A 14,206-nucleotide genomic window follows, 5' to 3' on the forward strand; every position below is an offset into this window, starting at 1 on the left:
ATAAAAGAAAAAGCAACAATTGTTGCTAATTTCTAAAATTATCTATGGTGTCCTAAAACTGATTGAATTCTTTCTTTTGTTGGTTCAACAATAATGTATGTTCCTGCGACACATGCATCAGCACCTGCTTTAAAAGCTTCTGGTCCAGTTATATTGTTAATTCCTCCGTCAACTTGAATTAAGTATTCGTAACCATTTTCAATTTTCAAATCTTTTAAGTAAGCAATTTTCTCTAACGCAGATGGCATAAATTTTTGCCCTCCAGCACCTGGTTCTACGGACATAACTAAAACAAGAGCTAATCTATCTAAAAATGGCTTAATTTCATCAACTAATGTAGATGGTTTGATTGCTAAACCGATTTTTAATTCGTCATATTTTTGAGTTAAAAATTCATCAAATTTTTTAAGATCATCTTTGATAGCTTCAAAGTGGAATGTGATAATATCAACTACATCTTTAACTTGGTCTACATAATCATAAGGGTTAACGACCATTAAATGAGCATCTTTAAGGTGTTTTAAACCATTTTTATTGATGTTTTCAATTTCTTCTACTTGAATAGCTGTGTTAGGAACAAATTTTCCATCCATAACATCATAGTGAATTCATTTGATACCATTTTCTACCAATGTATTAGCCATTGCTAATCTGTTTTCTTTTTCAACATTTAATAAACTTGGTGTTACATATTTTGTCATATTAAAATCCTCTTTTATTTTCATTAATTTCTTGATTTAATTTTACATAATTTTCATAACGTTTTAAAGGAACTAGCTTAGTGTTAATTTGTTGCTTAATAGCACAGTCTTGAACTTTTTCGCTTATGTGCAAGCAGTTTCTGAATTTGCAAAGTTTTGATAACTCATAAAACGTTTCAAAACTTTGTGCTAATTCAACTGCTGTTAAATCCAAATTTAAGGATGAAAAACCGGGCGTATCAATAAAATAACCATCATTAAAAGGGATTATGGACACAACTCTTGTTGTATGTTTTCCTCTTCCTAGTGCCTTAGAAATTTCTTGAGTGTCAAAGCTAAATTGACCCAAATTATTGATAGTTGTTGTTTTTCCAACACCACTTTGACCCATAAAAACAGAATATTTGTCTTTAAATATTTGTTTGACTTCATTTATGTAGCTTGATGGTTTTAGATTATCGATTAAAAATACTTTATAACCCATATTTGAGTAATATTCATAAATTTTTCTAGAGTATTCAGAATCCAAATCGGCCTTGGTTAAAAAGATGACTGGCTTAATTTTTTTAAATTCAATAATCGCAAGATATTTATCAACTAAAAAAAATTGAAATTGTGGGTCCTTAACAGACATTACAACAATCATTTGATCAATGTTTGCAACTTTGGGCCTTATGAATTCATTTTTTCTTTCTAAGATTTCCTTTAATTGATTATTCTCAACTAAAACATTATCTCCGACAATAGGTGTTTGATTTTGGTATCTTAATTTACCTGCTGCAGGTATATTTAAAATCTCGTCTTGATTATTTTGCAATGTATAAATTCCTGCAACAATTTTTGTGACTTTGTAAATCATTAATTGTTACCTCAAATTGTGAATCATAAAACTACAGCAAGAATTATTACAAGAATAATAACAATCATTGTAATTAGGAAAGGATTGCTGTTAATAATATTGCTAAGTTTTTTCTTTTGTTTAGCTTTGCTAGGTTTCAATGGTGTCTCAAACATTTTTGATGGATCAAGCGATTCGCTGAGCGCTTTTTTAAATTCAAAAACAGTTTCATATCTATCTGCAGGTTTTTTAGCTGTAGCTTTCAAGATAACATTATCCAATGCTTGAGGGATGTCGGTAAAGTTTCTGGCTGATGGAAACGTACCTTTATAATGCAATGTTATTGTTTGGTGCTCGTGTTCGCTTTTGTATGGATAAGTTCCTGTCAACATTTCAAACAATAAAACACCTAAAGCATAAATATCAACAGCTTTTGTTATTTTGTGGTTTTTAATTGAGTATTCAGGTGCTGCATAATATGGGCTACAAATAACTGCATTTTCTCTTGTTAATCTTTGTGATTCAGGGGTTAATGAAATACCAAGGTCTAGGATTTTAATTTTCTGGTCATTAGTAATTATGATATTTTGGCTTTTTATGTCCCTGTGAATAATTCCGTGCGCATGAAGTTCACCTATTCCTTCAGCGATTTCCATAATGTATGATCTTGCTTTTTTAGCACTTAAGGATGTATGTTTTCGAATGTGGTCGTGCAATGTCAAGCCACTAATATATTCCATAACATAGTATTCTTCAGATGAACTTTTATGATGCTCATAAAAACTTGGTAAGTACTTAGATTTTACTTTTGAAAGTAATTTAGCTTCATCTTCAAATCTTTTAGCTTCAGTTTCATTAAAAATATTATTTAAATATTTAATTGCTACTTTTTTGTTTTTATCATTCTTGAATGTAGCTAAAAAAACAGTTCCCATCCCTCCTGTTCCAAGAATTCTTTGAACATCATATTTTTTATAAATATTAGATTGAGGATTTAAATTAATTTGTTCATTTGATTTACTCATTTCTACCTCTCAATCTTTGTAAAACCATACTCATATTATCACTTGATTTATTCTTTTGTGCCTCTGAAACTATCTTTTTAGTAGCCTCTTCGGGATAATTAGTTGATGTTAAAATATTTTCAATTTTTGAAGTTGAAACAAATTCGTGAATACCATCTGAAGTTAATAAAATTCACTCAATAATATCTAATGATTTTGGATCTAAAACAAATAAGTCAACATCAAAATGTTTTTTGTTATTATAACTAATAGCATTAACAAGCAATCTTAAATAGCTATCTGAAAAAGTTGATGAATCTTTATTTTCTTCAGCAAGTTTATTTAATAAGTTGTGATCTCTTGTCATTAACTTAAGTTCTGTTTTTTTAGATTTTTTAGTTAATAAATAACATCTACTGTCACCGATGTTAAAAATAACAAGTGAATTTAACAATTTAGAAAAATAATATCCAACACAAGTTGAACCCATTGTAAATTTTGATGGATCTTCTTTGATTAAGTTGTAAAAATCTTTATGAACTTTGTCGAATGTGTTTTTTATAAAATATTCAATAGCAATAGTTGAATTAAGAGTTGCAATGCTTTCGAATTCTGTTTTAAATCTCGAAATTATTGTTTGAGCAGCCGTATCACCATGTGGTTGTCCACCGATTCCATCACATAGAATTGATAAATAAGCTGTATCATTTTCGAATACAGCTACTCTATCATCGTTTTTAGGTCTAATACCTTGTAATGATTCAAAATAGAAACTACTCAATTCCAAGCTCCTTATGTAGAATACTTCTGATTTCTTCTGCCGCTCTTTCAGGAACATCATTTACAACGATATATTGGAAAATGCGTGAATCAGCAATTTCTTCTTCAGCTTTTTTAAGTCTACTCTTAAGAGTTTGTGGATTTTCAGAACCACGGTTTAAAATTCTTTTTCTTAAATCATCAACTGATGGTGGAGCTAAAAATATAGTTATCAAGTGATATCTATCAGCTTCTCTTGTATCTTGAGTGAACTTTTTAATAACTTGTTTAGCACCATTTGTTTCTATTTCTAACATAGGCACTTTATGTTTTTTATGAATCTTATCTAACTCAGAATATAAAGTTCCATAATAATTATCTAAATGGTAAGAAAATTCAAGAAACTTTCTACTTTTAATTTTGTCTCTGAATCTATCTCTATCAATGAAATAATAATGAATACCATCTAATTCCCCTTCTCTAGGAAGTCTTGTTGTAGCAGAACAAGATAACGATAAGTTTAACTCATCGTATTCGAATAATAATCTTTCAACTGTCCCTTTTCCTACACCACTAGGTCCAGTGAAAATAATAATTGGATTCTTAGATGCATTCATAGTTGAAAGTATTATAGCACTTTTGTCATTGAATAACTTTGCAAATAATATTAAATTAATATTATTTTTTCTTATAAAATTTAAATACTAAAAGTAGGTGCATTATGTTTTACAAATATCATAAAAAAAGTGGTGATTTTTCAAATAGAACTATTAGAGGTTTACAAAAAGAATTGGGCGCCAAAAAAATAGGCCATTCTGGAATTTTAGACCCATTAGCAAGCGGTTTAATAATTTTTGCAACAGATTTTGAAACTAAATTGTTGCCTTATATTGCTGACAAAACTAAAACCTATATAGCAAAATGCAAATTCAATTATAAAAGCGATACGTATGATGTTGATGGTAAGGTTGAAATGCTAAATAATAAACCTATTAGAAAACAAGAATTTCTTGAAGCAATGGAGTACGTTAAAACATTAAAATTTCAAATACCACCTATATATAGTGCAAAAAAGATAAATGGTAAGAAAGCATATCAGTTTGCAAGAGAGCAAAAGGAAGTTCAATTAAGAAAACAACCAATAGAAATATTTGCTTACAATTTGATTGACTTTGATGAGCAAACTCAAGAAGCAACAGTTGAATTAAAAGTTTCTGAAGGTGCCTACGTTAGAAGTGTTTTAGTTGATACAGCGCAAAAAGCAGAAACAAATTGTGTAATGACTTATTTAAAAAGAGTAAGCTGTGGAAATATTTATGTCGATAACTTATCTGAAGAATACTATGAACAAATTGAAATTGATAAATTATTAAATCTAAAAAAAATGATTTCAAATAATGAAATTTTTAAATTCATTAAAAATGGTAACGAATTTAAAGTTGAAAAAGAAGATGGTGATTACCTACTTTATTCACCAAATGAAAATGAAGTTTGAGCCATTGGACAAGTAATAAAAGGTATTTTTAAACCTAAGAAAGTTTCGATTGAAAGGATAAATTCATATGAAAACAATCAAAGATAATATTAAAGTAGCTGCATTTGATATTGATGGGACATTATTAGCTAAAGGAATCAGAGAATTTTCATTAAATACAAGAAAAATTTTTTCATTATTAAAACAAAATGGAATTGTTTCAGTTTTAGCTACAGCAAGAGAATTTGCAACAATTGGGGATTTTTTAAAAGTTCTTCAACCAAATTACTTTATAGGAGCAAATGGATCATTTATTTATGATCCTAAAACTGACAAATTTATTTACAAAAATACTCTTCTTAAAGAAGATGTTATCAAGTTTTATAATGCGTACAAAGATAAAATTGTTGCATTTGCAGTAACTGATTTTGATAAAGTTTTTAAGTCGCCTACGATGGATTTAAGATCTTGATTTATTAGACCGTTTATGACTAATTATTATGATTTTGATGAAAAAGAACTATCAAATGATGATTTATATATGATTACAATTAAGACACCTGATGCAAAAATATTAGGTAAAGAAATGCAAAAATTCATCGAAGATAACGATTTATCAATGGAAGTGTCTTCAACTTGAAGTAATGGAATTTTCATTAGTCCAAAAAACTGTATGAAAAGTACTGCTTTAGAAGTGTTGTGTGAAAAACTTGGTTTCACATTGCAAGAAAACCTAATTGCCTTTGGTGACGGAGCAAATGATGTTGATATGTTACAAAAAGCTTATATTGGTGTAACTACAGAGACTGCAAGTAACAGCGTTAAAAAATATGCTGATGAAATTATGTTAGATGCAGAATACGATGGAGCATATTTAAAATTAAAAGAATTAGGTTTAATTTAATATGAAAGATTTATTAATCTATAATTTATCTGATTTTGAGGCAAAAGATAATGATATTTTTCTTTTAGGTGAATTTAATTCATTTCATTTAGGACATTATCAACTCTATAAAAAGGCTATTGAATTAAAAAAACAAAATGAAGATAGCAGAGTTATTTTAGTTTGTTTTAATTCTGACAAATTACTGCCAAAAGATAATGGAACTAGTTTTACAGATAAAAATGCTAAATATATGCAGCTTACTCAATTGGATTTAGATTCAATTATTGAACTTGATTTTGAAACGATCAGAAATTGAGATGGAATTTTATTTTTAAATAAATTGGGTCAAAATAAAAAAGTTACATTTATATCTGGTGAAGATTATAAATACGGTCATCAAGCAGGTTATAATTTTGAACTTGTAAAAAATGAAAATACTTTAAATCAAAATTATTCATTTATTACTGAGCGAACTCAGAAAATTGCAGATGTAAAAATCAGTACATCGAAACTAAAAGAAAGCATAGAGTTTGGTGATTTAGATTTTGTTAATTCATTATTAGTTTTCAATTATGCAATCAGTTGTAATGTCAATTCTGATTTAATAATCACAAAATCTGCAAATTTAGTAAACATTCATCCAGGTGTATATTCAGGTGTGATTTATTTTGAAGATTTAGTAATATATGCAAGCATATTAATTGATTTGGATCATTCAGTTTATTTAGATTTATTTAACTTCGAACTTGAAGATTTAGCAGATAGTCAAATAGTTATTGAATTCAAAAGAGTAGTTAAATTAATTAAAAATGAATATGAAGCATTTTTAAGTGACACTGATATTGCAAAATCTAAAGAAATATTATTTAATTATTAAATTAGATTTAGAATTAGAACAATTTAATCAAAAAGTTATATAATTAAAAATAATTGCAATATATAATTATTAAATAAAACTTACAGATACTAGGAAATATCAGATTTTTTCATATAAAACACAAATTTATAGCTCGGAGTTTTGATATATAAAACATCTGGGTTATAAACATAATAATTTCAAATTCAAAGGAGATATTATGGTTTCAAAACAAAGAAAATTAGAATTAACTGAAAAATTCGGTAAAAATTCTAAAGACACTGGAAATATAGCGGTTCAAATCGCTATCTTAACAGAAGATATCGAACTTTTAAAACCTCACTTTGCTAACAACCCAAAAGATAATCATTCTAGAAGAGGTTTCTTAGCAAAAATTTCACATCGTAAAGTTCTTTTAAAACATTTAAAAGAAACAAATTTTGAAAAATACAACGAAGTGATTGAAGCTTTAAATATTCGTAAATAATTGATTTTTTAAAATTTTTTCACATTTAACCAAAAAGTTTTAATTTTTTATTTTATTGCAGTTATTATAAAAAAAGAACTACAAGTCATCAAAGTTAATCGGAAATTTATACTATGATGCTTGTGGTTCTTTTTTAGTTCAGTTTTGGAATGAGTGATAAATTTTCTTAAAAAAGTTGTGTAATTAGATTGGGAGGTGAAAAAATGAATTTAACAGAAATCGAAACAACCATTCTGATTCCTGATTATGCAACATTAATGAAAAATGCAAAATCAGTTTTAAATGAAATCGAAAAAAAGTTTGGTAATGATTCAATAATGATTTTAGGTGAGAAACCTGAAATAAATATACAAACTATACATAGTGGTAGCTATGTTCTAGACAGAGCCTTAGGTATAGGTGGTTTTCCACAAGGGAAGATTATTGAAATCTATGGTCCTGAAAGTAGTGGTAAAACAACTTTAGCACTACATACTATAGCTGAAGTTCAAAAGAATGGAGGTTTAGCTGCATTTATAGATGCAGAACAATCAATAGATCCTGAATATGCTAAAAGAATTGGTGTTCAACTAGACAAATTAATTTTATCTCAACCAAGTTCAGGAGAACAAGCGTTAGAAATTGTCGATACACTAGCTAAATCAGGATTCATTGACTTGATTGTGATCGATAGTGTTGCTGCATTAGTTCCAGAAGCTGAATTAAATGGAGAAATGGGTGATCAACAAATTGGTGCTCAAGCAAGATTAATGTCAAAAGCACTTAGAAAAATAACAGCAAATTCAAATAAGAATAAGACAACAATCTTATTTATAAATCAAATGAGGGAAAAAATAGGAGTTATTTTTGGTAGTCCAGAAACAACTCCGGGAGGACGTGCTCTTAAATTTTATTCAAGTATAAGAGTTGAAGTAAGGAAAGGAACGATTATTACAGATGGAAAATCAAATGCAGGAACTGAAATTAGATTCAAGGTCGTTAAAAATAAATTATCAGCCCCTTATACATCTGCTCAGAGCGAATTGATATTTTCGAAAGGTATTGATAAGTTTTCAGAACTTGTTGATGTCGCAGTCGAAGAAAAAATAATTGAGAAAAAAGGTTCTTGATATAGCTATAATGGCAAAAATATAGCTCAAGGAAAGAAAAATATGCGCGATTATATTGAAAATGACAATGAGTTAAGAGAAGCAATTTTAACTAAAATTAAATGTTAAAAATAAGTTAAATATTTAATTTGTTAGTCATATAATTGCTATATGAACTTGACTAAGCAAAGAAATAAGAAAATTCGAATACTATTTTTTGGAGATATTTTTGGAGAACCAGGAATTAAAACTGTAGAAAAATATATCCAAACTTTAAAAGAAAAATACAAAATAGATTTTATCATTGCTCAAGGGGAAAACATTTCTGGAAGAAAAGGCCTTAATAAAACAGATTATTTAAAACTTTCAGAATTAGGGATAAATGCATTTACTATGGGAAACCATGTATGAGCTAATGAGGAAATTTATGAACTATTAGAAAATGAGAATAATATAATTAGACCATTAAATATAGATAGAGGCTATCAAGGAAGTGGGGCTAAGATATTTAAAGTTAAAAATTCCAAACTAAGAGTTATTAGTTTGTTGGGAATAACTTTTAATAATCTACTTAGTCCATGAGAACAAGAAAGTGCAAATAACTTTTTTGATGCTATGGATTCTATTATGCAAGAAGAATTTGTAGACTTTAATTTTGTTGATTTCCATGCTGAAACAACAAGTGAGAAAAATGTACTGGGTCTATATTTAGATGGAGTTGTCGATGCACTAGTCGGAACACATACACATGTTCAAACTAATGATTATAGGATCTTACCAAAAGGAACTGCATATATTACTGATGTAGGTATGGTTGGTCCTATGAATGCGGCAATCGGCGCAAACTTTGAGGAAGTTTATAAAAAAATGAGATATAACAGTAGGGAGAAATTTACTGTCAGTGAAAATAACACACAGTTAAATGCTGTAATTATTGAATTAAACACTAAAAGAGAGAATACAATAAAACCAATAAATATATATAATATAGAAATTTAAAATAAGTCAATTTTAGAGGGGTAATAAAAGTAGACTGAGAATAAAATTTCAGATAGCTAATTATTAAGAAGCACAACTAGTATTTATTAACTAGTTGTGTTTTTTTATTCAACATTAAAAAAATTAAAAAAAATTTTGAGAAATTAATTTAGTGTTATAATATTCATGCTTTTGATAGCAAAGAAGTTCTTTGAAAACTAGATATATACAAGACATGACAAGTCAATTTTTTTCGAGAGTTTGATCCTGGCTCAGGATGAACGCTGGCTGTGTGCCTAATACATGCATGTCGAGCGAAGTTCTTTGAACTTAGCGGCGAATGGGTGAGTAACACGTACTTAACATGCCCTTTAGATTGGGATAACGATGAGAAATTATCGCTAATACCGGATACTTATATGGAGCGCATGTTCTATATATAAAAGGAGCCTTAAAGCTTCACTAAAGGATTGGGGTGCGTAACATTAGCTAGTTGGTAGGGTAATGGCCTACCAAGGCTATGATGTTTAACGGGGTTGAGAGACTGAACCGTCACACTGGGACTGAGATACGGCCCAGACTCCTACGGGAGGCAGCAGTAGGGAATTTTCCACAATGGACGAAAGTTTGATGGAGCGACACAGCGTGCAGGATGAAGGCCTTCGGGTTGTAAACTGCTGTTATTTAGGATGAAAAATAGTAGAGGAAATGCTATTATCTTGACAGTACTAAATCAGAAAGCAACGGCTAACTATGTGCCAGCAGCCGCGGTAATACATAGGTTGCAAGCGTTATCCGGAATTATTGGGTGTAAAGCGTCTGTAGGTTGTATGTTAAGTCTGACGTCAAAACTTGGGGCTCAACCCCAAATCGCGTTGGATACTGGCATGCTAGAATTGCATAGAGGTTAACGGAATTCCTTGTGAAGCGGTGAAATGCGTAGATATAAGGAAGAACACCAACATGGCGAAGGCAGTTAACTGGGTGCATATTGACACTGAGAGACGAAAGCGTGGGGAGCAAACAGGATTAGATACCCTGGTAGTCCACGCCGTAAACGATGATGATTAGCTAATAGTGATGAAGCTATTGGCGCAGCTAACGCATTAAATCATCCACCTGAGTAGTATGCTCGCAAGAGTGAAACTTAAAGGAATTGACGGGGATCCGCACAAGCGGTGGAGCATGTGGTTTAATTTGAAGATACGCGTAGAACCTTACCCACTCTTGACATCTTCCGCAAAGCTATAGAGATATAGTAGAGGTTAACGGAATGACAGATGGTGCATGGTTGTCGTCAGCTCGTGTCGTGAGATGTTCGGTTAAGTCCTGCAACGAGCGCAACCCTTGTCCTTAGTTAGATGATCTGAAGGAAACTGCCCGGGTAACTGGGAGGAAGGTGGGGACGACGTCAAATCATCATGCCTCTTACGAGTGGGGCAACACACGTGCTACAATGGATGGTACAAAGAGAAGCAATACGGCGACGTGGAGCAAATCTCAAAAAACCATTCTCAGTTCGGATTGTAGTCTGCAACTCGACTACATGAAGTCGGAATCGCTAGTAATCGTAGATCAGCTACGCTACGGTGAATACGTTCTCGGGTCTTGTACACACCGCCCGTCACACCATGGGAGCTGGTAATGCCCGAAGTCGGTTATGTCAACTACGGAGACGACCGCCTAAGGCAGGACTGGTGACTGGGGTGAAGTCGTAACAAGGTATCCCTACGAGAACGTGGGGATGGATCACCTCCTTTCTACGGAGTACAATCAGCAATTTTATATTGCTATTCTAAATCTTTTTATTACGATAATTTTTGTCATGATATATCTAGTTTTGAGAGAATTTCTCTCTAATGTTCTTTGAAAACTGAATAGTTATATAAAGATATTAATATAACAACGACATCAAAAATAAATTAAAGTCAATTTGTTTTGGATACCGAGTTATAAATTATTAGAAATAATAATTTATTAAAATGTCTTTGAATACATCAACAATAATAGGTTATATTGTTACAACTTTTAAATAAGTAAGAGTTTGTGGTGGATGCCTTGGGTCTGGAAGTCGATGAAGGACGTGATTACCTGCAATAAGCCTCGTGGAGCTGGATATAAGCTACGAAACGGGGATTTCCGAATGGGGAAACCTAACTAGAGTAATGTCTAGTTGCTAAGGGATGAATATATAGTCCCTTTTGCGAGACACGTTGTGAACTGAAACATCTTAGTAGCAACAGGAAGAGAAAATAAAAAATGATTTCATCAGTAGCGGCGAGCGAACGTGAAAGAGCCCAAACCAATTTTTAATTGGGGTTGTAGGACTACTTACACAAAGTTACAAAATTTTGTTATAGCAGAATAGATTGGAAAGTCTAAGCACAGAAGGTGATACTCCTGTATGTGAAATAACAAAGTCTTTTAGTAGTATCCTGAGTAGGTCGGGCACGTGAAACCCTGTCTGAATCTGCCGGGACCATCCGGTAAGGCTAAATACTAATCAGACACCGATAGTGAACTAGTACCGTGAGGGAAAGGTGAAAAGAACCCCGGGAGGGGAGTGAAATAGAATCTGAAACCACTTACTTACAATTAGTCAGAGGCCGTTAATGGCTGATGGCGTACATCTTGCAGTATGGACCGGCGAGTTATGTTAACATGCGAGGTTAAGTAGATAAAAACGGAGCCGTAGAGAAATCGAGTCTTAATAGGGCGTTTAGTATGTTGATATATACCCGAAACCATGTGATCTATTCATGAGCAGGCTGAAGCTTGGTTAACCCCAAGTGGAGGGCCGAACCGTAGTACGCTGAAAAGTGCCCGGATGACTTGTGAATAGTGGAGAAATTCCAATCGAACTTGGAGATAGCTGGTTCTCCTCGAAATAGCTTTAGGGCTAGCGTGTGATGTTAAACTTTGATGGTAGAGCACTGAATATGGAATGGCCGCGTCTAGCGGTACTGACTATAATCAAACTCCGAATATCATTGTGTATTATCATGCAGTCGGAACCGGGGTGCTAACGTCCCGGCTCGCGAGGGCAACAACCCAGATTGTCGGCTAAGGTCCCAAAATTGTGTTAAGTCAGAAAGGTTGTGAGATTTCATAAACAACTAGGAGGTTGGCTTAGAAGCAGCCATCCTTTAAAGAGTGCGTAATAGCTCACTAGTCAAGAGATCTTGCGCCAATAATGTAACGGGAGTAAAACACAATACCGAAGCCACGGGTACATTTAGTACGTTAGAGGAGCGTTCTTATCGCAGTGAAGTCAGACCGTGAGGACTGGTGGAGCGTTAAGAAGTGAGAATGCCGGTATGAGTAACGATTTGAGGTGAGAATCCTCAACGCCTATTGGGAAAGGTTTCCTGGGGAAGGTTCGTCCACCCAGGGTTAGTCAGGACCTAAGGAGAGGCTGAAAAGCGTATCCGATGGACAACAGGTTAATATTCCTGTACTACCTTGATTTGTGATGGAGTGACGAAGGAGGATAACACTACCCATTATTGGATTTGGGGGTAAGTAGCAACTGGGGAGTTTAGTTAAATGCGAACTCTTTAACTGGGAGCTATGATGCATAGGTGGTTTCATCGAATTGTGTGATTTCATACTTCCTAGAAAAGCTTCTAAACTTTAAGGTCAATGGTACCTGTACCGAGAACGGACACACGTTCCCAAGATGAGTATTCTAAGGCGAGCGAGAAAACCAATGTTAAGGAACTCTGCAAATTAACCCCGTAAGTTCGCGAAAGGGGTGCCAACTTTTAGTTGGCCACAGTAAATTGTGAGGGGCAACTGTTTATCAAAAACACAGCTCTCTGCTAAATCGTAAGATGATGTATAGGGGGTGAAGCCTGCCCAGTGCCCGAAGGTTAAGTGGATTTGTTAGCTTTACGCGAAGCATTGAAATGAAGCCCGGGTGAACGGCGGCCGTAACTATAACGGTCCTAAGGTAGCGAAATTCCTTGTCGGCTAAATACTGACCTGCACGAAAGGCGCAATGATCTCTCAACTGTCTCAACATTGGACTCGGTGAAATTATGGTCCCAGTGAAAACGCTGGGTACCCGCATCAAGACGAAAAGACCCCATGGAGCTTTACTACAACTTCGTATTGAAACTTGGCCTAACATGTGTAGGATAGGTGGGAGACAGTGATGCTAAGACGCCAGTCTTAGAGTAGTCGACCTTGAAATACCACCCTTGGTATGTTGAGTTCTAACCTGCCACCGTTATCCGGTGGGGAGACAGTGCGTGGTGGGTAGTTTGACTGGGGCGGTCGCCTCCTAAAAGGTAACGGAGGCGTTCAAAGGTACACTCAATACGGTCAGAAACCGTATGAAGAGCGCAAAGGTAGAAGTGTGCTTGACTGCGAGACCTACAAGTCGAGCAGGTGCGAAAGCAGGACTTAGTGATCCGGCTGTACGTCATGGAACGGCAGTCGCTCAACGGATAAAAGTTACCCTGGGGATAACAGGCTTATCTTGCCCAAGAGATCACATCGACGGCAAGGTTTGGCACCTCGATGTCGGCTCATCGCATCCTGGAGCTGGAGTCGGTTCCAAGGGTTTGGCTGTTCGCCAATTAAAGCGGTACGCGAGCTGGGTTCAGAACGTCGTGAGACAGTTCGGTCCCTATCTGATGTGGGCGTTGGAATATTGATGAGAGCTGCTCTTAGTACGAGAGGACCGGAGTGGACGTACCGCTGGTGTTCCAGTTGTTTCGCCAGAAGCACAGCTGGGTAGCTAAGTACGGAAGGGATAACCGCTGAAAGCATCTAAGTGGGAAGCCTCCTCAGAGATAAGTATTCCCTTGAAATTCCTTGTAGACTACGAGGTTGATAGGATGGAAGTGTAAGTGTAGTAATACATTCAGCTGACCATTACTAATAAATTGATAGGTTTAAAAGTATATTAAGATGTATTCAGACATTTTAATGAATTATTAAAATAACTATTCAGTTTTCAAAGAATATTTAGCACCTTTAATGGTGTGAAATTCCTTGTAGACTACGAGGTTGATAGGATGGAAGTGTAAGTGTAGTAATACATTCAGCTGACCATTACTAATAAATTGATAGGTTTAAAAGTATATTAAGATGTATTCAGACATTTTAATGAATTATTAAAATAACTA

General features: G+C 33.5%; 11 protein-coding genes and 2 rRNA genes. 8 read left to right on the top strand and 5 right to left on the bottom strand.

The features are described from left to right. Positions 1–38: 38 nt before the first annotated feature. The 5 genes from U5U50_RS00330 to gmk are packed head-to-tail and all read right to left on the bottom strand — an operon-like array spanning position 39 to position 3,919. Entirely contained in the window at positions 39–725 is a 687-nt protein-coding gene (locus U5U50_RS00330; RefSeq protein WP_324672855.1) for a ribulose-phosphate 3-epimerase, read from the bottom strand. Then, the gene (gene rsgA, locus U5U50_RS00335) at positions 703–1,560 is read right to left on the bottom strand and encodes a ribosome small subunit-dependent GTPase A (RefSeq protein ID WP_324672857.1); all 858 of its coding nucleotides are present in this window, start codon (positions 1,558–1,560) and stop codon (positions 703–705) included. Before rsgA ends, U5U50_RS00330 begins: the two co-directional genes overlap by 23 nt. Continuing rightward, complete coding sequence (locus U5U50_RS00340; protein ID WP_324672859.1) at positions 1,560–2,564, bottom strand: serine/threonine-protein kinase; 1,005 nt, start codon at positions 2,562–2,564, stop codon at positions 1,560–1,562. Before U5U50_RS00340 ends, rsgA begins: the two co-directional genes overlap by 1 nt. Continuing rightward, on the bottom strand, positions 2,557–3,324 hold the full coding sequence (locus U5U50_RS00345; RefSeq protein ID WP_324672861.1) for a PP2C family serine/threonine-protein phosphatase: 768 nt from the start codon (positions 3,322–3,324) through the stop codon (positions 2,557–2,559). Before U5U50_RS00345 ends, U5U50_RS00340 begins: the two co-directional genes overlap by 8 nt. Next, complete coding sequence (gmk, locus tag U5U50_RS00350; RefSeq protein ID WP_324672863.1) at positions 3,317–3,919, bottom strand: guanylate kinase; 603 nt, start codon at positions 3,917–3,919, stop codon at positions 3,317–3,319. Before gmk ends, U5U50_RS00345 begins: the two co-directional genes overlap by 8 nt. Positions 3,920–4,023: 104 nt before the next feature. Between gmk and U5U50_RS00355 the strand changes: the two genes are divergently transcribed. From U5U50_RS00355 to U5U50_RS00390, 8 genes are all read left to right on the top strand, one after another. Next, positions 4,024–4,884 (top strand): hypothetical protein, encoded by an 861-nt coding sequence (locus tag U5U50_RS00355; RefSeq protein WP_324672865.1) that lies wholly within the window; start codon positions 4,024–4,026, stop codon positions 4,882–4,884. Next, positions 4,865–5,680, top strand: coding sequence for a YcsE-related riboflavin metabolism phosphatase (locus tag U5U50_RS00360; protein ID WP_324672867.1), 816 nt, complete (start codon positions 4,865–4,867; stop codon positions 5,678–5,680). The genes U5U50_RS00355 and U5U50_RS00360 overlap by 20 nt, the downstream gene beginning before the upstream one ends. Position 5,681: 1 nt before the next feature. Beyond that, positions 5,682–6,539, top strand: a complete 858-nt coding sequence (locus tag U5U50_RS00365; protein WP_324672869.1) for an FAD synthase — start codon at positions 5,682–5,684, stop codon at positions 6,537–6,539. 199 nt (positions 6,540–6,738) lie between these two features. Then, entirely contained in the window at positions 6,739–7,005 is a 267-nt protein-coding gene (rpsO, locus tag U5U50_RS00370) for a 30S ribosomal protein S15 (protein ID WP_324672870.1), read from the top strand. A 203-nt stretch (positions 7,006–7,208) separates the two neighbouring features. Continuing rightward, entirely contained in the window at positions 7,209–8,222 is a 1,014-nt protein-coding gene (gene recA / locus U5U50_RS00375; protein ID WP_324672872.1) for a recombinase RecA, read from the top strand. 42 nt (positions 8,223–8,264) lie between these two features. Beyond that, entirely contained in the window at positions 8,265–9,092 is an 828-nt protein-coding gene (locus U5U50_RS00380) for a TIGR00282 family metallophosphoesterase (RefSeq protein ID WP_324672873.1), read from the top strand. A gap of 228 nt (positions 9,093–9,320) precedes the next feature. Continuing rightward, positions 9,321–10,831: ribosomal RNA gene (locus tag U5U50_RS00385) — 16S ribosomal RNA — on the top strand. A 266-nt stretch (positions 10,832–11,097) separates the two neighbouring features. Then, a 23S ribosomal RNA gene (locus U5U50_RS00390) occupies positions 11,098–13,980 on the top strand. The 16S and 23S rRNA genes sit together here, the layout of an rRNA operon. Positions 13,981–14,206 lie beyond the last annotated feature (226 nt).

Source organism: Mycoplasma sp. 888 (assembly GCF_035609225.1).
GTDB lineage: Bacteria > Bacillota_I > Bacilli_A > Mycoplasmatales > Metamycoplasmataceae > Mycoplasmopsis.